Origin of the sequence: Deinococcus detaillensis (genome assembly GCF_007280555.1) — a bacterium.
GTDB classification, from domain to species: domain Bacteria; phylum Deinococcota; class Deinococci; order Deinococcales; family Deinococcaceae; genus Deinococcus; species Deinococcus detaillensis.
The window spans coordinates 304359-321475 of record NZ_VKDB01000001.1 but is presented as its reverse complement, the minus strand read 5'-3'; the positions used below and the strand labels follow the sequence as shown (position 1 = coordinate 321475).

26 protein-coding genes are annotated in these 17117 nt (G+C 60.3%); 6 read left to right on the top strand and 20 right to left on the bottom strand.

The genetic code is table 11. From position 1 onward, the window contains the following. Positions 1 to 499: 499 nt before the first annotated feature. Positions 500 to 760 (bottom strand): hypothetical protein, encoded by a 261-nt coding sequence (locus tag FNU79_RS01705; RefSeq protein ID WP_143719158.1) that lies wholly within the window; start codon positions 758 to 760, stop codon positions 500 to 502. Between the two features lie 160 nt (positions 761 to 920). Between FNU79_RS01705 and FNU79_RS01700 the strand changes: the two genes are divergently transcribed. The 6 genes from FNU79_RS01700 to FNU79_RS01675 all read left to right on the top strand — a co-directional run bounded on the left by FNU79_RS01700 (position 921) and on the right by FNU79_RS01675 (position 7347). Continuing rightward, on the top strand, positions 921 to 1991 hold the full coding sequence (locus tag FNU79_RS01700; protein WP_143719157.1) for a S1C family serine protease: 1071 nt from the start codon (positions 921 to 923) through the stop codon (positions 1989 to 1991). Between the two features lie 117 nt (positions 1992 to 2108). Continuing rightward, entirely contained in the window at positions 2109 to 2750 is a 642-nt protein-coding gene (locus FNU79_RS01695; protein WP_225429809.1) for a helix-turn-helix transcriptional regulator, read from the top strand. A 124-nt stretch (positions 2751 to 2874) separates the two neighbouring features. Further along, entirely contained in the window at positions 2875 to 3609 is a 735-nt protein-coding gene (gene ung, locus FNU79_RS01690; protein WP_143719156.1) for a uracil-DNA glycosylase, read from the top strand. Beyond that, the gene (locus FNU79_RS01685; protein WP_143719155.1) at positions 3609 to 4643 is read left to right on the top strand and encodes a DNA topoisomerase IB; all 1035 of its coding nucleotides are present in this window, start codon (positions 3609 to 3611) and stop codon (positions 4641 to 4643) included. Before ung ends, FNU79_RS01685 begins: the two co-directional genes overlap by 1 nt. Before the next feature lie 39 nt (positions 4644 to 4682). Beyond that, the gene (locus FNU79_RS01680) at positions 4683 to 6116 is read left to right on the top strand and encodes a class-III pyridoxal-phosphate-dependent aminotransferase (RefSeq protein ID WP_143719154.1); all 1434 of its coding nucleotides are present in this window, start codon (positions 4683 to 4685) and stop codon (positions 6114 to 6116) included. 97 nt (positions 6117 to 6213) lie between these two features. Then, on the top strand, positions 6214 to 7347 hold the full coding sequence (locus FNU79_RS01675; RefSeq protein WP_143719153.1) for a citrate/2-methylcitrate synthase: 1134 nt from the start codon (positions 6214 to 6216) through the stop codon (positions 7345 to 7347). 84 nt (positions 7348 to 7431) lie between these two features. On the opposite strand, the gene FNU79_RS01670 is transcribed toward FNU79_RS01675, so the two are convergent. From FNU79_RS01670 to rplB, 19 genes are all read right to left on the bottom strand, one after another. Continuing rightward, the gene (locus tag FNU79_RS01670; protein WP_143719152.1) at positions 7432 to 8049 is read right to left on the bottom strand and encodes an adenylate kinase; all 618 of its coding nucleotides are present in this window, start codon (positions 8047 to 8049) and stop codon (positions 7432 to 7434) included. 135 nt (positions 8050 to 8184) lie between these two features. Next, positions 8185 to 9501, bottom strand: a complete 1317-nt coding sequence (secY, locus tag FNU79_RS01665; RefSeq protein WP_124870089.1) for a preprotein translocase subunit SecY — start codon at positions 9499 to 9501, stop codon at positions 8185 to 8187. After that, positions 9501 to 9971: a 50S ribosomal protein L15 gene (gene rplO, locus FNU79_RS01660; RefSeq protein WP_124870091.1), complete on the bottom strand. Its 471-nt coding sequence runs from the start codon at positions 9969 to 9971 to the stop codon at positions 9501 to 9503. The genes secY and rplO overlap by 1 nt, the downstream gene beginning before the upstream one ends. Next, positions 9968 to 10135 (bottom strand): 50S ribosomal protein L30, encoded by a 168-nt coding sequence (rpmD, locus tag FNU79_RS01655; protein WP_124873004.1) that lies wholly within the window; start codon positions 10133 to 10135, stop codon positions 9968 to 9970. The genes rplO and rpmD overlap by 4 nt, the downstream gene beginning before the upstream one ends. 14 nt (positions 10136 to 10149) lie before the next feature. Further along, positions 10150 to 10746 carry a 30S ribosomal protein S5 gene (gene rpsE / locus FNU79_RS01650; protein ID WP_225429808.1) on the bottom strand — a complete coding sequence of 199 codons (597 nt, stop codon included), beginning with the start codon at positions 10744 to 10746 and terminating at the stop codon, positions 10150 to 10152. Beyond that, positions 10736 to 11083 (bottom strand): 50S ribosomal protein L18, encoded by a 348-nt coding sequence (gene rplR, locus FNU79_RS01645; RefSeq protein ID WP_124870097.1) that lies wholly within the window; start codon positions 11081 to 11083, stop codon positions 10736 to 10738. Before rplR ends, rpsE begins: the two co-directional genes overlap by 11 nt. Beyond that, positions 11080 to 11637, bottom strand: coding sequence for a 50S ribosomal protein L6 (rplF, locus tag FNU79_RS01640; RefSeq protein ID WP_143719150.1), 558 nt, complete (start codon positions 11635 to 11637; stop codon positions 11080 to 11082). Before rplF ends, rplR begins: the two co-directional genes overlap by 4 nt. Before the next feature lie 9 nt (positions 11638 to 11646). Continuing rightward, positions 11647 to 12048 (bottom strand): 30S ribosomal protein S8, encoded by a 402-nt coding sequence (rpsH, locus tag FNU79_RS01635; protein ID WP_124870103.1) that lies wholly within the window; start codon positions 12046 to 12048, stop codon positions 11647 to 11649. 186 nt (positions 12049 to 12234) lie between these two features. Then, positions 12235 to 12504, bottom strand: coding sequence for a 30S ribosomal protein S14 (rpsN, locus tag FNU79_RS01630; protein ID WP_124870107.1), 270 nt, complete (start codon positions 12502 to 12504; stop codon positions 12235 to 12237). A gap of 110 nt (positions 12505 to 12614) precedes the next feature. Beyond that, the gene (gene rplE / locus FNU79_RS01625) at positions 12615 to 13154 is read right to left on the bottom strand and encodes a 50S ribosomal protein L5 (protein ID WP_124870110.1); all 540 of its coding nucleotides are present in this window, start codon (positions 13152 to 13154) and stop codon (positions 12615 to 12617) included. Positions 13155 to 13215: 61 nt separating this feature from the next. Next, entirely contained in the window at positions 13216 to 13578 is a 363-nt protein-coding gene (rplX, locus tag FNU79_RS01620; RefSeq protein ID WP_124870113.1) for a 50S ribosomal protein L24, read from the bottom strand. Continuing rightward, complete coding sequence (gene rplN, locus FNU79_RS01615) at positions 13578 to 13982, bottom strand: 50S ribosomal protein L14 (protein ID WP_124870116.1); 405 nt, start codon at positions 13980 to 13982, stop codon at positions 13578 to 13580. The genes rplX and rplN overlap by 1 nt, the downstream gene beginning before the upstream one ends. Further along, positions 13979 to 14266 carry a 30S ribosomal protein S17 gene (gene rpsQ / locus FNU79_RS01610; RefSeq protein WP_124870119.1) on the bottom strand — a complete coding sequence of 96 codons (288 nt, stop codon included), beginning with the start codon at positions 14264 to 14266 and terminating at the stop codon, positions 13979 to 13981. Before rpsQ ends, rplN begins: the two co-directional genes overlap by 4 nt. A 1-nt stretch (position 14267) precedes the next feature. Next, the gene (rpmC, locus tag FNU79_RS01605; protein ID WP_124870122.1) at positions 14268 to 14486 is read right to left on the bottom strand and encodes a 50S ribosomal protein L29; all 219 of its coding nucleotides are present in this window, start codon (positions 14484 to 14486) and stop codon (positions 14268 to 14270) included. After that, positions 14473 to 14898: a 50S ribosomal protein L16 gene (gene rplP, locus FNU79_RS01600; protein WP_143719325.1), complete on the bottom strand. Its 426-nt coding sequence runs from the start codon at positions 14896 to 14898 to the stop codon at positions 14473 to 14475. The genes rpmC and rplP overlap by 14 nt, the downstream gene beginning before the upstream one ends. Next, positions 14898 to 15647: a 30S ribosomal protein S3 gene (gene rpsC, locus FNU79_RS01595; RefSeq protein ID WP_143719149.1), complete on the bottom strand. Its 750-nt coding sequence runs from the start codon at positions 15645 to 15647 to the stop codon at positions 14898 to 14900. The genes rplP and rpsC overlap by 1 nt, the downstream gene beginning before the upstream one ends. Beyond that, the gene (rplV, locus tag FNU79_RS01590; protein ID WP_124870127.1) at positions 15647 to 15982 is read right to left on the bottom strand and encodes a 50S ribosomal protein L22; all 336 of its coding nucleotides are present in this window, start codon (positions 15980 to 15982) and stop codon (positions 15647 to 15649) included. Before rplV ends, rpsC begins: the two co-directional genes overlap by 1 nt. Beyond that, positions 15982 to 16269, bottom strand: coding sequence for a 30S ribosomal protein S19 (gene rpsS, locus FNU79_RS01585; RefSeq protein ID WP_124870130.1), 288 nt, complete (start codon positions 16267 to 16269; stop codon positions 15982 to 15984). The genes rplV and rpsS overlap by 1 nt, the downstream gene beginning before the upstream one ends. A gap of 12 nt (positions 16270 to 16281) precedes the next feature. After that, complete coding sequence (gene rplB, locus FNU79_RS01580) at positions 16282 to 17115, bottom strand: 50S ribosomal protein L2 (protein WP_124870132.1); 834 nt, start codon at positions 17113 to 17115, stop codon at positions 16282 to 16284. Positions 17116 to 17117 lie beyond the last annotated feature (2 nt).

The following is a 17117-nucleotide window of genomic DNA, read 5'->3' as shown; positions in this document are numbered from 1 at the left end:
TGGTGAAAAGCGCCCCGTTCGTCAGAATCGGGATACCCGTCAGCGCAAGGTTCGCGTCAATTGGGAGTTGAAGGACGAACGCAATCCGCTTCCGCTCGCTCCTTGGATCGGGGCAGCCAACCGAGGTTTGGGCCAGTCCCCAACGAAGGAGAAAGGGGGCTTAAGATCAGTCCTTGCCGCCCTGCTTTTTTCATAATGCTCCTCCTCAAAACGAATGACCACGCGACGTGGAGATCAAGCACTTCCTTTGGTGGAGTAGCCCTGACCTCTCACGACCTCTCACAATGAGCGCGTTAGGAAGATTGTTGGCCTATATGTCTCATTGGTTGTTAATAATTTATACAATTAGGAACATCTGTTCAAAAACGAAGAGTGCTCCAACATACTATTAGCCAATACCCCACCCCTGGTATTTGCCGGAGGTAGGGTATTGACGCGCAGGCAGTTCGATCAGAACAAGGCAGCCCAAAGCAAAATTTGCAATTCAGCGCGGGTTGTTTTATTTGCGTTTAACTGGAAGCAGCAACACGTCCCAGTGGTGCAGCAACAAACTGCAGAGCATCACCATAAAAGTCAGCAGCAACCCGAACAGCACCGGCTGAGGCTGCTGCGAGTAGCCGTAAGCCGACACCACAAACAGCGAACACAAACTCAGCAGCAGTTGGGGACGCTGCTCAGGGCGGTGGCGGTAAATCCACAGCCCAGCAAGAGTTGAAAACAACAGCGGCAAGGTCAGAATGTTCAGCATCTCTTGAGGCATTTCTCATAATTTAGCAAGTTTGGTCTGACAAATGTCTCTCTAGATTGGGACGGCGGTTCAAAAAGTTGGGCGTCTGTGTTCGCGCCCGCAGTTCCTCCCCAAACGGCTAGCTCCCCATTCGGCGGAAGTCAAATGGTGGCCAGCGGCGCAAGATAGTCCCATGACAAAGAACACCCCCGAAAACAACACGTTTTCCGATCTGTCCGAAGCGCTTTCCAGCGCCGTTGCTCAAACTTCTCAATCGGTGGTCACCGTCTTGGCCGCCCGCAGCATCAGCGGCGTCGTGACCGGCCCAGATGAAATCCTGACGGTGGCGCACGTCCTGCACGGCGACGAAGTGCAGGTGCGCTTGCCGGATGGCCGCGAGCTCAGCGCTCAGGTGGTGGGCCGCGACCCCGCCAGCGATTTGGCGCTGCTGCAGGCCGGGAATCTCGGCCTTCCCGCCGTCAGCGCCAGTCAGGGCGCACAAGTCGGTGAACTGCTCAGCGTGGTAGGCCGCACCCCTCGGGGTCTTCAAGCGGCCCTCGGCTTTATGGGCGCGTCCCTCCCCCAGCGCGGCCTGATACCCACCGGAGCGGCACCCTTTAGGGGCGTGTCGGGCGGCGGCGTCTTTGATGCACGCGGGGGCTTCATCGGCGTGGCCAATGCCGGGATGTCACGCGGCGAGCTGCTGGCCGTACCTGCCGAGCGGGCGCTGAAAATCGCGGGCCTGCTCTCCCGCGATGGCCGGGTACCGCGTGGCTATTTGGGGATCGGCACCCAGCCTATTCACTTCCCCAGCGACGCCCCACACAACGCGCCCGACGCTGACGGAGAACAAACCCAAAGTCAAGCCCAGCCACACCAGAGTGGCCCGCGTGGACATGGCCCACAGGAACGGGGCGGACGCGGCGGCCCACAGCGCGGCGAGTTTGGCCCACGTGGTTGCGGTGGTTGGGGTGAGGAGCGCTGGAGTCGTAGCGGCTGGAACCGTGAGGGCTGGGGCGGACGCGGCGCTGATCCTCGGCGCGGAAAAATCGGCCTGACGGTGGTGCAGGTCGAAGACGGCAGCCCCGCCCAAAGCGCCGGAATCCTTCTCGGTGACGTGCTATTGAGCATCGCCAGCACACCCATCCGTCACCCCGGCCAACTCCTGGAAGCGGTGCGCGGCCACGCGGGCGAACATCTGACGCTCGGCTTGCTGCGCGGTGGCTCGGAGCAAGACGTCACTGTGACGCTGGGAGAAAGGTAAAAGAGGGATGTGGCTTGTGAGAACCGAAAAAACGGAAATGGAGCAACGACCTCAAAACTGGACTGCTCTCCTCCACCTTTTTCACACGCCGCTCACCATCCATGCGAGGCTTGATCGGTGCTGAGTGACCTGCTCTCCGACCTCCACATCTTTATTGGCGTGCGCTCTCCCGCTGCGGCGGCGGGGGTTCGCGCCTTTTTGCTGGAAGCGGGCCTGACCGTCGTCAAAAGTGCTGACGAAGCCGACGTGCTGCTGCTTGACGACAGTGCTTTGAGTGACTTGGGCACGCTGCGCGACTTCGTGGGCGGCGTGGTGGCGCTGGGCAGTCCGGTGTGGGTGGGCGCTTTGGCTGATCTGGCCCTCTCCGGCTGGGCTGCCCTGCCGCCCGACGCAGGGCCGCTGGAAGTGGTGGCCGGCGTGCTGGCGGCGGCGGCAGGCTTGGCAGCTCTCCCCAATGAGCAGGCCGAGTTGTTGCAACTGGATACGGAGCATCCGGACGCCGAACTCTCAGACACTGCTTTTGCAGATACCAGTTTTTCAGACCCAGACCTCCTCGGCAATGTCCACCTGACGCCCCGCGAGCACGAGGTCTTGGAACTCCTCGCGGCGGGCCTGAGCAACAAACGCGCCGCCAAACAGCTCGGTGTCAGCGAACACACCATTAAGTTTCACGCGCAGGCGCTGTATTCCAAATTGGGCGTGCAGAGCCGCGCCGCCGCCGTGACCAGAAGCGTGCAGCTCGGCTTGCTGAGCGTGTGAAATTGGGCGTGTGGGATTGAGCCTACGGAGCTGAGCACGTGAGGCGCGGCCTCATCTTTTCTTATCTTCACCCCCTTCATCAATTCAGACAATCAACCGGCGCGGCCTGCGCTTTAATTTCGCCATGACTGACGCTCAAGCCTCCCTGTTCGGCGCGGCCCCCGAAGCTGCGCCCGATCTGCCCGCTTTGCCTGAATCCTGGCAGGCGGCGCTGCGAGACGAATTGGCCAAGCCTTATTTTCACGCCCTGATGCAGTTTGTGGGTGAGCAGCGGGCAGCTGGGCCGGTTTTTCCGCCGCCGGAAGACGTGTTCACCGCCCTACAACTCACCCCGCTGGACGATGTGAAGGTGCTGATTCTGGGCCAAGACCCCTACCACGGCGCGGGTCAGGCTCAGGGGTTGGCGTTCAGCGTGCGTCCAGGCGTGCGGGTGCCGCCGAGCCTGGTCAACATCTACAAAGAACTGCGCGACGATGTCGGCTTTCAAATTCCCAAGCACGGCGATTTGCGAACCTGGGCCGCTCAGGGCGTGCTGCTGCTCAACGCCGTGCTGACGGTGCGCCAGGCCGAACCCAACAGCCACGCCGGGAAAGGCTGGGAAGCGCTGACCGACGCCGTGATCAAAGCGGTCAACGCCAAGCCGGAGCGGGTGGTGTTCGTGCTGTGGGGCGCATATGCCCGCAAAAAGGCCAAGCTGATTACTGGAGAGCAGCACATCATTCTGGAATCGGCCCACCCCTCGCCGCTGAGCGTCACCAAATTTATGGGCACCAAGCCCTTCAGTCAGGTCAACGCGGCCCTTGAAGCAGCGGGGCGCGGCAGCATTGTCTGGCAACTGCCGATGCAGGCGGGCGATTGATGCCGTCGCGCACCGACCTCTTGCAAGACGAGTACCTGCGCCGTGAGGGCCAGAAAGCGGGCGAGTTCCAGTATTTCTGGCCGGACAGCACGCCTTACGAAGACCAAGCCGGAATAGAGCGGATCTCTGCCCTCGCGGTGCCGCCTGCTTATCAGGGCGTGTTTGTTAGTCCAGACCCCGACGCCGAGGTGCAGGCTTTTGGCCGCGACGCCGCCGGACGGTTGCAGTACCGCTACCACACCGACTTCGTGCAGGCTGGAGCCATCAAAAAGTGGCAGCGGCTGACCCGTTTCGCTACAGCTTTGCCTAACCTCCGCACTGTCACCGCCACCGATTTGCGCCTCGCGGCAGACGCAAAGGGTGGCCTGCCCCGCCGCAAAGTGCTGGCGCTGATGACCCGCTTACTGCACGTCGCCCGCTTCCGGGTCGGCAGCGACATCTACGCCCGCGCCCACAAAACTTACGGCCTCTCCACCCTGCGCCAGCGCCACGTCAAGGTGGAAGGCAATACCATTTCTTTTGACTTTAAGGGAAAACATTCGATCTGGCAGCACAAACAGACCGTCGACAAGACGCTGGCTGCCAACCTCCAAAAGCTACTCGACTTGCCGGGGCCGTGGCTGTTTCAGAGTGTGGATGAAGATACACGCCGCCGGGTGCGCTCAAGCGACCTCAACGCTTACCTCCATGACGTGATCGGCCCGTTTACCGCCAAAGATTTCCGCACCTGGGGCGGCACGCTGCTGGCCGCCGAATTTTTGGCCGAAGCGGGCACGCCGGGAAGTGAAAGGGCTGCCCAAAAAACGCTGGTCGAATGCGTCAAATACGTGGCCGCCGACCTCGGCAACACGCCTGCCGTGACCCGGGGCAGCTACATTTGCCCGGTCATCTTTGACCGCTACCTCGCCGGAAAAGTGCTGGACGACTACGAACCGCGCACGCTCAAGACGCCCGCGTTCGAGGGCCTGACCCGCAGCGAAGCGGCCCTCAAGCGCCTGCTGGAAAGCGAGAAGACACTCAAGAAGGGCAAATGAAGCCGTCTGCCGCTCACCTGCCGCTCTAGAATGGCGGGTATGACTTCCACCCACGACTTTATCCGCGCCGACGATGTGCTGAGCGGCAAGCTCTCGGACGCACAAACGGTTTATCTCGAGAAAAAATACGGTCACGGCAAGCTGATTCGGCTGCTGGAAGTGGTCGGCACCGGCGGCCCCTTCAAGGTCAAATCGCCCTGGGAACTGCAAGACCGCGCCGGACAGACCGTCATCAACGCTTCGGGCTACGCCGCTTTGCCGTTCGGAGACAACCCGCCGGAACTCAACTTGTTTTTGCGCCAAGTTCTGGAGCAGACCGATCAAGTCATGTTCGGCCAGCAGTCCATCACCACCTGGCGGGCAGCGCTGGAAACCAATCTGGTGCGGCTGCTGGCCCGTGAAAGCGGCGATCACCACGACTCCCGCGTATTTTTTTCCAACAGCGGCACCGAAGCCGTCGAAGCGGCCATCAAATTTGCCCAGGCCGCCCGACCCAAGGCCAAGTACCTGATCAACTTCACCCGCGCTTATCACGGCAAAACGCTAGGAGCGCTGGCGGTCACACCCAATCCCAATTTGCAGGGGCCGTTCAAAAATATCCTCAATCCGGCAGTCATCACCTTGCCCTACGGTGACGCCGAGGCTGTCGAGCGGGCGATCAAGCGGGTGGGCGATCAGGTGATCGCGGTGCTGCTGGAACCGATTTTGGGTGAGGCGGGCGTCCGGATTCCGCCGCCGGGCTTTCTCAAGCGGGTGGGCGAAGTTTGCCGCACCAAAGGCGTGATCGTGATCGCCGACGAAATTCAAACCGGACTGGGCCGCAGCGGGCACTGGTTTGAAAGCGTAGCGCAGGGATTGATCCCCGACATCCTGACGCTGGCCAAGCCGCTGGGCGGCGGGATGCTGCCGGTGGGCGCGACCATCGTGCGCCACGAGATCTACAAGCCGCTGCTGGGCAGTGTGGAAACCATCAAGCGCCACTCCAACACCTTCGGCGGCAACTCGCTGGCAATGGCGGTGGGCCTCAAGAGCTTGGAGATTTTGCTCGACAACGATTATCCGGCACGCTCGCGGCGGCTGGGCGAACGCGGCTTGACCCGCCTCAAAGCTGTGCAGCGCCAGCATCCGGCCCTGATCGAAGACGTGCGCGGCGCGGGGATGCTGTTCGCCATGAACTTCCACCCTGTCGCAAAGTTGCCCTTCAAACTGCAAGGCGAGCTGATTGCCGAAGTGACCGGCATGCTGGCGCTGGTGGCGTTTTACCGCTCCGGCGTGCTGCTCAATTTCTCGCTGAACGCCGCCCGTACCATGCGCCTGACCCCGGCCATGAACATGCCCGAGGAACTGTTTGACCGGATGTTCGACGATGTGGAAGCCGCTGCCGCCGAGCATCCCAGTAGCTTCGCCCTGGTGCAGAAGTACGGCACGCCGGAGCTGCTCAGCCTCGTCAAAGCGGCCTTCTTGGAAGATTGAGGCGCTGGAGTAAATACACCTGCCCCGGCACGTTCCTGCCTTCGTAACAAAAAGCAAAGACGGGACGCGGTGAGGAGAGTGATAGACTGACTCCAACATGACTGAAATCGCCAAAGGTTTAGAGGGCGTGCTGTTTACCGAAAGTAAACTCACCTTCATTGACGGAGCGCAAGGCATTCTCACCCACCTCGGCATTCCTATTCAGGAGTGGGCCGAGAACAGCACGTTCGAAGAACTCAGTTTCGCGCTGCTGCACGCCAAGTTGCCGAGCGCCGCCGAACTGGCCAAGTTTGACGCCGAGCTACGGGCCAACCGTGAAATTCCCGCCGAGCTGATCAAAGAAATTTCGAGCTTTCCGCCAGCGGCCAACCCGATGCAGATGCTGCGCACCGCCATCAGTGCGCTGGGCCTGTATGACGCGCAGTCCGAAGACACCAGCGAAGCGGCCCGCTACGCTATCAGCGTCCGGCTCATCGCTCAGTTTTCCACCGTCAGTGCCGCAATTGCCCGCGTCCATAACCGCCAAGACCTCGTGGCTCCCCGCGCCGATCTGACCCACGCTGCCAACTTCCTTTATATGCTCAGCGGCAAAGAGCCGAGCGCTGAGCAGGCCAAGCTGTTTGACATCGCGCTGGTGCTGCACGCCGATCACGGCATGAACGCCAGCACCTTCACGGCGATTGCCACCTCCAGCACCCTCAGCGACATGTATTCGTGCGTGGTGTCGGCCATCGGCGCACTCAAGGGGCCGCTACACGGCGGAGCCAACGAAGCCGTGATGGACATGCTCGACGAAGTCGGGACGCCTGACAAAGCCGCCGACTACATCACCAGAAAGCTGGACAACAAAGAGAAGATCATGGGCGTGGGCCACCGCGTCTACAAAAACTTCGATCCGCGTTCGCGGGTGCTGCGCGACTACGCCGAACACGTTGCCAACAAAGAAGGCAAGAGCAATTATTACCAAATCTTGGAGACCATCGAAAAAATCGTGGTCGACCGGATGGGTTCGCGTGGTATTTATCCGAATGTGGACTTTTACAGCGGCACGGTCTATTCGGACTTGGGGATCAGCAAAGAGTTCTTTACCACCATTTTTGCGCTGGCCCGTGTCAGCGGCTGGTGCGCTTCGGTGATCGAATACACCCGCGACAACCGTTTGCTGCGCCCCGACGCCGTTTACACTGGGGCCACCGATCAGCATTACGTGGAGTTGAAAGACCGCCAATAGGCTCAGGTTTCGAGCAACCCATTAATACCCCAGCGGGCCACCCCCTTTAAGGAAGTGGCCCGCTGGCTTGGCTACTGGGTTTCTTCAGCCGATTGCGTTTTGGAGGCGCTGGTAAACCTCGTCCATGTTGCCGACGCCGTTGATAGTCTTGAGCTGGCCTCTCGCAGAGTAATAATCGATCAGCGGTTGGGTCTGCGTACGGTAGACATTTTGGCGTTCGCGGGCCACCGCTTCCTCATCGTCGTTGCGCTCTGAGGTCTTGCCGCGCTCCAAGATGCGGGCAATGAGCAGTTCTTCGGGGACTTCAAGCAGCGGCACCGCGCTGATCGGTGCACCGAGTTCATCCAGTAAACCGTCCAGCGCCTCGGCCTGAGCAGTGGTGCGCGGAAAGCCGTCGAAAATCACCCGTACACTGTCCATGCTGGCGAGGCGGTCACGAATCAGGGCGATCAACAAATGATCCGGCACCAACTGACCGGCTTTCATAATCGGCGCGGCTTGCAGGCCCAACTCGGTGCCGCGCTCCACATGGTCACGCAGAATGTCGCCAGTACTGATTTTGGTGAGCTGCTTATCGGCGGCCAGACGCTCAGCCTGAGTTCCTTTGCCTGCGCCGGGCGGGCCGAGGAAAATCACCACTTGGTGCTGATCTTGCGCGGGTTTGCCGGAAATGTCAATCTGAACCGTTTCATTTTGGGTCATTCTTGTCCTTTCTTCCGCTTTGGAACGGTGCCTGCTTCGCTGCGTTTTTTAAGGCAGCCTGCCTTCTCCAACAGAATAAGGCGCACGGTGAGGTGCGCCTTAAAAAGGTCTAACTTGGAAAAGGAAAACTGCCGCTCAGAGGCGTCCGCGAATGCGGCCCTTGCTGATAAAGCCGTCGTAGCGGCGCACGGTGAGTTGGGCTTCGAGCTGCTTGAGGGTTTCGAGCGCCACACCCACGATAATGAGTAGGCCGGTGCCGGAAAACTGAAAGGTGGTCACGCCAGTCCAGCGCTGCACCAATTGCGGCACCACCACCAAAATCGCCAAGAAGAGAGCGCCCCACAGCGAAATCCGCATGCTGATGTTGCCCAAAAAGCCAGCGGTGGGCGTGCCGGGCCGCACGCCGGGGATAAAGCCGCCTGCTTCGCGCAGTTGCTCGGCAATCCGTTTGGGGTCAAACTGCACGCTGTTGTAGAGGAAGGTAAAGCCGATGATCAGCAGCACTTCGATGCCGGTGTACCAAACGCTACCCGCCGCTAGGTACTGCTGAATAAAGGTCGATATCGCAGGCGCACGTTTGACGGTGGCCTGCTCGATCAGGTTCGGCAAAATCAGCATGGCCGAAGCGAAAATCACCGGAATGACGCCCGCTTGGTTGAGCTTGATCGGCAAATAGGTGGCCTGCCCGCTGTAATTGCGCCCCGAAGAGCTGGGCGTGCCGCCACGGGCGCGGGCGTACTGCACTGGCACCCGCCGCTCAGCTTGGTAGACGTAGACAATTCCCACGACCACCACGATGATGATCGCCAAAAACGCCACGATACTCAGAATGCCGAGGTTGCCCTCTCTGAACAGCGTCGCCGTCGCACCGATCTCGGTGGGATAGCGGGCAATAATGCCGAGCGTGATGATGAGGCTGATGCCGTTGCCGATGCCGACTTCGGTGATGCGCTCGCCAATCCACATGGCAAAGGCGACGCCCGCCACCTGAGTCAGGATCATCACCAGCAGAGTAAACAGTCCCGGCGTCCAGCCCACCGCGATATTGGCCGCGTTGCTGCTGACAAACAGTGAAAACACGGTGGCCTGCACTGCACCCAGAGCAATCGCGGCGTAGCGGGTGTACTGGTTGATCTTCTTGCGGCCCTCTTCGCCCTCTTTAGAGAGCTTTTCGAGGGCCGGCAAAGTGGTGGTCAGCAGCTGAATCACGATGCTGGCCGTGATGTACGGAAGCACCCCCAACGCAAAGATGGAGAACTGCGAGAGGTTGCCGCCGGAAATCATCCCGATAAGGCCCAGCAAAGGATTCGAAGTCTGCGAGAGATTGGCGACATTGACGCCCGGCGTGGGGATAGCGTTGCCGAGACGGTAAACCGCCAACAGCAGCAGCGTAAAGACGATCTTCCGCTGCAAATCCGGAATACGGAAGGCGTCGCGGAAGGCTTTCAGCATTAGCGGGTCTTCTGCTCGGCAGCGTCAGGGGCTTTAGGAGCGGGCAAAACGACTGTGCCGCCCGCCGCTTCAATAGCCTTGACGGCGCTCTCGCTGGCGGCGTCCACGTGCAGGGTCAGCGCCCGGCTGACCGTACCGCGTGCCAGCAGCTTGACGGGGTTGCCTTTCCGGCGAACCAGTCCGGCAGCTTCCAAGCCAGCACGGTCAAAGCTGTCACCTTCCAAGCGATCGAGCTGGGCAAGGTTGACGACTTCGTACGTGGTGCCGACGTTGTTAAAACCGCGCTTGGGCAGGCGGCTGATCAGGGTCGAGCGGCCACCTTCGAAGAACTGGCCTTTGCCCGCGCCGGAGCGCGATTTCTGGCCTTTGTGACCGCGTCCGGCGGTCTTATCGGTGCCGCCGGGGCCGCGTCCGACCCGTTTACGGGTTTTGCGCGAACCGGGCGTGGGGAACAGGTCACTCAGTTTCATGATTCCACTTCCAGCAGATGCTGCACGGTTCTGACCATGCCGCGAATGGCGGGCGCGTTGGAGACTTCACGGCTGTCGCCAATTTTGCGCAGGCCCAGCGCACGGACGGTGTCCACTTGCGACTGAGGACGCCCGATCACGCTGCGCCTGAGGGTAATTTTGATGGTGGTAGAATCGCTCACAAGCTCCCTCCAGCCTCCGCCTCGCCAGCCTGCGTCGCGGCGGACTGAGCAGCGGGACTCTGTTCTTTGGGACTCTGTTCGGTGCTGCGGCTCGTGTCGACGCCGCGCAGGGCACGCACTTGCTTGGCCGTCCGAAGGTTTTTGAAGCCGTCGAACACGGCGTAAGCCACGTTGATTTGGTTGCGGCTGCCGATTTCTTTGCTCAGCAGGTTGGTGATGCCGGCCAGCTCAGCAATGCTGCGCGGCACGGTGCCCGCGATCACGCCGGTACCCGCGCTGGCGGGCTTGAGCAGCACGCGGCTGCTGGTCGACACGCCCACGATTTCGTGGGGAATGGTGCCGTTTTCGACCGGCACGGTGATCATGTTCTTGCGGGCCACCGATTTGGCTTTCTCGATAGCAACCGGCACTTCTTTGGCTTTGCCAATGCCCATGCCGACGCGGCCATTGCGGTCGCCCAAGATGACGAGCGCGGCGAAGCGGAAGCGCCGTCCACCCTGATAGGTCTTGGCGGTGCGGTTGACGTTGATCAGCTTTTCTTCGAACTCGCTGTTCTCGCTGTTGTTGCGGTCGTTTCGTCGGTTAAAAGTCAAGGCCACCCTCCCGCGCCGCATCTGCGAGCGCCTTCACGCGTCCGTGGTAGCGGTACTGACCACGGTCAAACACAACCGCTTTGACGCCCTTTTCGGTGGCGGCAGCGGCCAGTGCCTTGCCGACAGCGGCGGCAGACTCGGTTTTGTTGCCTTCCTTGACTGCCTTGCCCCCGGCCTGCGCGATGGTGGTGCCGGTGACATCGTCAATCAGTTGGGCGTAGATGTACTTGCTCGAGCGGTAAACGCTCAGGCGTGGGCGCTCCGGCGCGGCGGCGGCGCGGACTTTGCTGCGGTTACGCAGCTTGCGGCGCGTATTGGTCTGGTTGGCAGTACTCATTTCTTACCCTTCCCGCCCGTCGCACCGGCTTTACCGGCCTTGAGGGCAATTTTTTGACCGAGGAAGCGCACACCCTTGCCGTGATAGGCGTCGGGCTTGCGGGCTTTGCGAACGTTGGCGGCGACTTGACCGACGAGCTGCTTGTCGATGCCCGACACGTCGATTTTGGTGGGTTCCGGCACCGTGAAGGTGACGCCCGCTGGCGGCTCGATGATGACGGGGTGGCTGTAGCCGACCGACATTTCGAGGTTCTTGCCGGTCAGCTTGGCGCGGTAGCCGACGCCGCGCAGCTCTAAGTTGATTATGAAGCCGTCCGAGACACCCTTGACGGCGTTGGCGACCAAGGTGCGGGTCAGGCCGTGCAAGGAGCGGTGGTCTTGGCGGTCATCGGGGCGGGTAACCACGATCTGGTCACCTTCCTGCTTGACGGTCAAAGCGGTGTTAAAGGGAACGGTCAGTTCGCCTTTGGGGCCTTTGGTCTTGAATACGCCGTCAACGATACTGGCGGTTACGCCACTCGGCACAGCAATGGGTTGTTTACCGATTCGGGACATAGCGCCTCCTTACCAGAGGACGCAGACGACTTCGCCGCCCACGCCCTCTTTGCGTGCGTCACGGTCAGCCAGCAAACCTTTGCTGGTCGACACGATAGCCACGCCCAGACCGCGCTGGATGCGGGGCAGGTTGTCGTGGCTGACATAAGCGCGGCGGCCCGGACGGCTGATGCGCTCGATGTGCTTGATGACTTGCTCTCTTTTGTTGCCGTAGCGCAGCGTCAGGCGCAGCACGTCAAATTTCATGCCCTCGTCACGTACCCGCTCGGCGGACGCCACGAAGCCTTCTTTGACCAGCAGTTGAGCGAGTTGCTCTTTGAATTTAGAAGCCGGAACATCCACGGTTTCTTTGTAGGTGCGCGTCGCGTTGCGAATGCGCGTGAGCATATCGGCGATGGGATCACTCAGCATTATTCCTCCGAGAACAAAAGTAAATTGTTCCCCGGACTTCGGCAAAGAGCCAGTGTTGGCTCGGTGCAAGATTTGACCCACTGAGAACCGCCTAAAAAAAGATTCGGCGGCATTCTCTTCTTGGGAATTGACGCTTGCTCAGACGATCACCGCAAAAAAGTTGCGGTTCGTATCCAAGAAAGGTGTTTACCAGCTCGCTTTGCGGACGCCGGGGAGTTCCCCACGGCTGGCCATTTCGCGCAGCACGATGCGGCTGACGCCAAAAAAGCGGATGAAACCACGGGGACGGCCCGTGAACTCGCAACGGTTGTGCAGCCGGGTAGGGCTGGCGTCGCGGGGGAGTTGCGAAAGGCCGTAGTAGTCGCCCGCTTCTTTCATGGCGTGACGCTGTTCAGCGTACTTGGCCACGACTTTCTCGCGCTGCTTCTGCTTGACGATTTTACTCGTTTTCGCCATGCTTCCTTCTCCTTGGCTTGCTTAGTCACCGCATTTTGAATACGGCAGCTTCAACAAGCATGCGCGTGAAACGCTTTTGACGTCACGCGCAACTCGAAATTATAACGCAGTTACTTGCGGAAAGGAAGGCCCATGCCCGCAAGCAGCGCCCGGCCCTCTTCGTCGTTCTTGGCGGTGGTTACGATGGTGATGTCCATGCCACGCGTCTTGTCGACCATCTCGTAGGTGATCTCAGGGAAGATCAGCTGCTCTTTGATACCGAGGTTGTAATTGCCGCGTCCATCAAAGGAGTTGGGGTTAACGCCACGGAAATCACGGATACGTGGCAAGCCGATGTTAACCAGCTTTTCCAAGAAGACGTACATCCGGTCACCGCGCAACGTCACTTTGATGCCGACTGGCATGCCCTGACGCAGCTTGAAGTTCGAGATGCTCTTTTTGGCTTTGGTGATGATCGGCTTTTGAAGAGTGATCAGACCAAGTTCTTTTGCGGCCTTGTCAATCGCCTTGCTGTCTTCCTTAGCGGAACCCAGACCCTCGTTGACCACGATCTTCTCGATGCGCGGCGCGGCCATCACTGAGCTGTAACCAAACTGCTGGACGAGTGCGGGGCGCACTTCGTCATTGTATTTTTGCTTGAGCTGCTGCATATGTCTTCCTTCTTTGGGCGGGAATAACGCCCAGGACGCGCCTTAAGACGCGCCCCAGAACTTAATCGATGGTTTTGCCGCTCTGAGCGCCCACGCGGACTTTCTTGCCGTCCACGATGGTTTTGCGGATGCGAGTGGCCTTGCCCGTTTCGGGATCGACAAGCTGCACTTTGGAAGCGTGCATCGCGCCTTCGCGCTCCTCAATGCCGCCCGAGGTACTGCCGGGGTTGGGCTTGACGTGCTTCTTGACGAGGTTGACGCCTTCCACCACGACTTTTTGGTCTTCGGGGCTGGCAAACAGTACGGTGCCGGTTTGGCCCTTGTGCTTGCCACGGTTGACAATCACGTTGTCGCCCTTCTTGACGTGAAGCTTGTTGCTGTGGTGCTTGCCCGGTTTGGGAGCGCTGATTTTTCCTTGAGGCATTACAGCACCTCCGGGGCCAGCGAGATGATTTTCATGAAGCGGCGGTCGCGCAGCTCACGGGCCACCGGCCCGAAGACGCGGGTGCCGCGAGGCTCGCCCTGATTGTTGATGATCACGGCAGCGTTCTTGTCAAAGCGGATAACCGAGCCGTCAGCCCGCTTGATGGCGAAGCTGGTGCGGACGATCACGGCCTTGACCACGTCGCCGCTCTTGACGGTGCCGCGAGGGGCAGCGTCTTTGACCGAAGCGACGATGATGTCACCGACGTGGGCGTAGCGCTTGTTACCGCCGCCACCAGTGGTCAGGCCTTTACTGCCGACGCCGGAGTTGAGCACCCGGATACACATGATCTCGCGCGCACCGCTGTTGTCGGCCACGTCGAGACGAGACTGGGGCATGATCATGCTTGACCGCCTTCAGTTTCCACCGCAGTGGTCTCGATGCCGCGTGGGCGCTCGAGCAACTGGGTGACTTTCCAAGTTTTGGACTTGCTGATCGGACGCACCGCCAAAATCTCCACGCGGTCGCCGGTTTTAAATTCGTTGTTTTCGTCGTGGGCCGCGTACTTGTGGCTGCGGGTCACGATCTTGCCGTACAGCGGGTGGGCGAAGCGGCGCTCGACTTTGACGCTTACCGTCTTGTCGGCTTTATCGCTCACAATCACGCCTTGAAGGGTCTTTCTGGCCATCTTACTTGTCACCGTCCTGGCTGGGTTCAGCTTGGCGCTGACGCTCGCTTTGAAGGGTGAGCAACTGCGCGACTTCCTTACGAAGCTGCTTGACCTGGTGCGGATGGGCCAAGTTGCCCACCGCGCCCTGAAAACGCAACTTCATCAGTTCTTCTTTGCGCGAAGCGACTTCTTTTTGAAGGTTCGCCGCGTCAATTTGGCGCAACTCACTGAGCTTCATCGTAAACCTCGCGCTTGACCATCTTGGTCTGAATAGGGAGCTTGTGGCCAGCCAGACGGAAGGCTTCTTTGGCCTGCTCTTCGGTCACGCCGGAAACTTCAAACATCACGCGGCCCGGCTTGACAACGCTGACCCAGAACTCCACAGCGCCTTTACCTTTACCCATCCGGGTTTCAGCGGGCTTTTTGGTCACGGGCTTGTCAGGAAAAATACGGATGTAGATTTTCCCGCCGCGCCGGAAGTGGCGGCTCATCACGATGCGGCAGGCTTCGATCTGGTTGCTCTTGATCCAAGCCGGTTCCATGGCGATCAGACCGAAGTCGCCGAAAGCGACGTAGTCGCCGCCCTTGGCTTCACCGCGCATACGGCCACGCATCTGCTTACGGTATTTGGTGCGCTTGGGAAGCAGCATCATTCACCTCCGGTGCGGCGGCGGGCCGTCGGGCGGCGGCGGTTGTTACGGTCGCCCCCTTCGGGACGGCGCTCGGTGCGCTCAGGGCGAGCGGGTTTGGCGACGGCTTCAGTTTTGCCACCGATGACTTCACCGTTAAACACCAAGACTTTGATGCCGATGATGCCGTAGCCGGTTTTGGCCAGGGCGGTGCCGTAATCGATGTCGGCACGGAGGGTGTGCAGCGGCACACGGCCTTCGAGAACCTTCTCGGTACGGGCCTGCTCGGCTCCGCCAAGGCGTCCACTCATGACTACTTTGACGCCGCGTGCGCCGGATTCCATCACACGCTGAGCAGCCTGCTTCATGGCGCGGCGGAAAGCAAAGCGGCGCTCGATCTGCTCAGCGATTCGCAGCGCCACTAAAGGCGCAGAGGTGTTGGGATTGGGGATCTCGGCGACGTTAACCGCCACCGTGCCCGCAGTCACCACACGCTCGATCTGACCGCGCAGTCTCTTGATGCTCTCGCCGCCCTTGCCAATCACGATGCCGGGTTTAGCGGCGCTGATGATGACATTGACCTGCTGACCGGCCCGCTCGATCTCGATACGGGCGATGCCAGCGGCCTTGAGTTCGCGGTTGACCAGTTGACGAATGGTTTCGTCTTCCTTGACCAGTTTGCTGTAGGTTTTCTTGCCGGCGTACCAGCGGCTGTTCCAGCCTTTGGTGATGCCGAGGCGAAAGCCGTTCGGGTTGACTTTATTTCCCATTAGGCTCGCTCCTCCAAGATGACCGTGATGTGGCTGGTGCGCTTCTTGATGATGTTGGCCGTGCCACGCGCACGTGGGATGAGGCGCTTGAGGGTCGGGCCGGCGTCCACGAAGATCTGCGAGACGTACAAGCGGTCTTCGATCATGTCGTGGTTGTTGACCGCGTTGGCTTTGGCGCTTTTGAGCACCTTGTCCACCGGGGTGCTGGCGGCCTTGGGCACGAAGCGCAGCAGGTCTTCGGCGTCACGGACGTTCTTGCCGCGAATCACGTCCACGACAAGGCGAACCTTGCGTGGGCTGATGCGGATGTAGCGTGCAATCGCTTTAGCCTGCATTACTTCTTCTTGCTCCCTTTGGCGGACTTTTCAGAGCCGTGCCCACGGTAACTGCGGGTCGGGCTGAATTCACCAAGTTTGTGGCCGATCATTTGCTCGTTCACGTAGACCGGCACGTGCTGCTTGCCGTTGTACACGGCGATGGTGTGACCGATCATCTCGGGAACCACCGTACTGCGGCGGCTCCAGGTCTTGATCACACGCTTGTCTTTTTTGGCGTTCTGGGCGTCCACCTTGTTCAGGAGGTGGTCATCCACGAATGGCCCTTTCTTCAGGCTACGGGGCATGTCCTACCCTCCTTACTTCCCGCCGCGGCGGGTGATGATGAAACGGTCCGAATTCTTGCGCTTGCGCCGGGTTTTAAGACCCTTGGCAAGCTGGCCCCAGGGGCTGACCGGCTGACGGCCTGCACCGGTGCGGCCTTCGCCACCGCCGTGTGGGTGATCCACCGGGTTCATGGCGCTGCCTCGTTGGTGAGGCTTATTGCCCAACCAGCGACTGCGTCCGGCTTTACCGAGGTTGATGTTCTTGTGCTCGGCGTTGCCGACGGCTCCGATGGTGGCGTAGCACTCGGTGTGCACGCGGCGGAGTTCGCCGCTGGGCAGACGCAGGATAACGTAGTCGCCTTCCTTACCCTGAAGCTGAATGCTGGTGCCTGCTGAGCGGGCGAGCTGCGCGCCCTTACCGGGGGTCAGCTCGACGCTGTGGACAACCGCGCCGACGGGCACGAAGCGAAGAGGCAAAGCGTTTCCGACTTTGGGTTCGGCTTCGGGGCCGGTCTGAACCATCATACCGACGGCGAGACCTTCCGGCGCAATGATGTAGCGCTTTTCACCGTCGAGGTAGTGCAGCAGAGCAATGCGGGCGCTGCGGTTGGGATCGTACTCGATGGAGGCGACTTTGGCGTTGACGCCAGCTTTACCCCGGCGCTTGAAATCGATGATGCGGTACACGCGCTTGTGACCGCCGCCGATAAAGCGGCTGGTAATGCGTCCGTGGTGGTTACGCCCGCCGGTTTTCGGCAGCGCTTCGGTGAGGTTTTTCTCAGGCTTCTTTTTGGTCAACCCCGAAAAATCAGCGGTCGTCATTTGACGGCGCGAGGGGGTATAGGGACGGTACTTCTTAACGGCCATGC

Excerpts from the sequence above, each read along its gene's own strand:
- FNU79_RS01705 (WP_143719158.1), bottom strand. The coding sequence starts at position 760 with ATGCCTCAAGAGATGCTGAACATTCTGACCTTGCCGCTGTTGTTTTCA.
- FNU79_RS01700 (WP_143719157.1), top strand. The coding sequence starts at position 921 with ATGACAAAGAACACCCCCGAAAACAACACGTTTTCCGATCTGTCCGAA.
- ung (WP_143719156.1), top strand. The coding sequence starts at position 2,875 with ATGACTGACGCTCAAGCCTCCCTGTTCGGCGCGGCCCCCGAAGCTGCG.
- FNU79_RS01685 (WP_143719155.1), top strand. The coding sequence starts at position 3,609 with ATGCCGTCGCGCACCGACCTCTTGCAAGACGAGTACCTGCGCCGTGAG.
- FNU79_RS01680 (WP_143719154.1), top strand. The coding sequence starts at position 4,683 with ATGACTTCCACCCACGACTTTATCCGCGCCGACGATGTGCTGAGCGGC.
- FNU79_RS01675 (WP_143719153.1), top strand. The coding sequence starts at position 6,214 with ATGACTGAAATCGCCAAAGGTTTAGAGGGCGTGCTGTTTACCGAAAGT.
- FNU79_RS01670 (WP_143719152.1), bottom strand. The coding sequence starts at position 8,049 with ATGACCCAAAATGAAACGGTTCAGATTGACATTTCCGGCAAACCCGCG.
- secY (WP_124870089.1), bottom strand. The coding sequence starts at position 9,501 with ATGCTGAAAGCCTTCCGCGACGCCTTCCGTATTCCGGATTTGCAGCGG.
- rplO (WP_124870091.1), bottom strand. The coding sequence starts at position 9,971 with ATGAAACTGAGTGACCTGTTCCCCACGCCCGGTTCGCGCAAAACCCGT.
- rplR (WP_124870097.1), bottom strand. The coding sequence starts at position 11,083 with ATGAGTACTGCCAACCAGACCAATACGCGCCGCAAGCTGCGTAACCGC.
- rplF (WP_143719150.1), bottom strand. The coding sequence starts at position 11,637 with ATGTCCCGAATCGGTAAACAACCCATTGCTGTGCCGAGTGGCGTAACC.
- rpsH (WP_124870103.1), bottom strand. The coding sequence starts at position 12,048 with ATGCTGAGTGATCCCATCGCCGATATGCTCACGCGCATTCGCAACGCG.
- rpsN (WP_124870107.1), bottom strand. The coding sequence starts at position 12,504 with ATGGCGAAAACGAGTAAAATCGTCAAGCAGAAGCAGCGCGAGAAAGTC.
- rplE (WP_124870110.1), bottom strand. The coding sequence starts at position 13,154 with ATGCAGCAGCTCAAGCAAAAATACAATGACGAAGTGCGCCCCGCACTC.
- rplX (WP_124870113.1), bottom strand. The coding sequence starts at position 13,578 with ATGCCTCAAGGAAAAATCAGCGCTCCCAAACCGGGCAAGCACCACAGC.
- rplN (WP_124870116.1), bottom strand. The coding sequence starts at position 13,982 with ATGATCATGCCCCAGTCTCGTCTCGACGTGGCCGACAACAGCGGTGCG.
- rpsQ (WP_124870119.1), bottom strand. The coding sequence starts at position 14,266 with ATGGCCAGAAAGACCCTTCAAGGCGTGATTGTGAGCGATAAAGCCGAC.
- rpmC (WP_124870122.1), bottom strand. The coding sequence starts at position 14,486 with ATGAAGCTCAGTGAGTTGCGCCAAATTGACGCGGCGAACCTTCAAAAA.
- rplP (WP_143719325.1), bottom strand. The coding sequence starts at position 14,898 with ATGCTGCTTCCCAAGCGCACCAAATACCGTAAGCAGATGCGTGGCCGT.
- rpsC (WP_143719149.1), bottom strand. The coding sequence starts at position 15,647 with ATGGGAAATAAAGTCAACCCGAACGGCTTTCGCCTCGGCATCACCAAA.
- rplV (WP_124870127.1), bottom strand. The coding sequence starts at position 15,982 with ATGCAGGCTAAAGCGATTGCACGCTACATCCGCATCAGCCCACGCAAG.
- rpsS (WP_124870130.1), bottom strand. The coding sequence starts at position 16,269 with ATGCCCCGTAGCCTGAAGAAAGGGCCATTCGTGGATGACCACCTCCTG.
- rplB (WP_124870132.1), bottom strand. The coding sequence starts at position 17,115 with ATGGCCGTTAAGAAGTACCGTCCCTATACCCCCTCGCGCCGTCAAATG.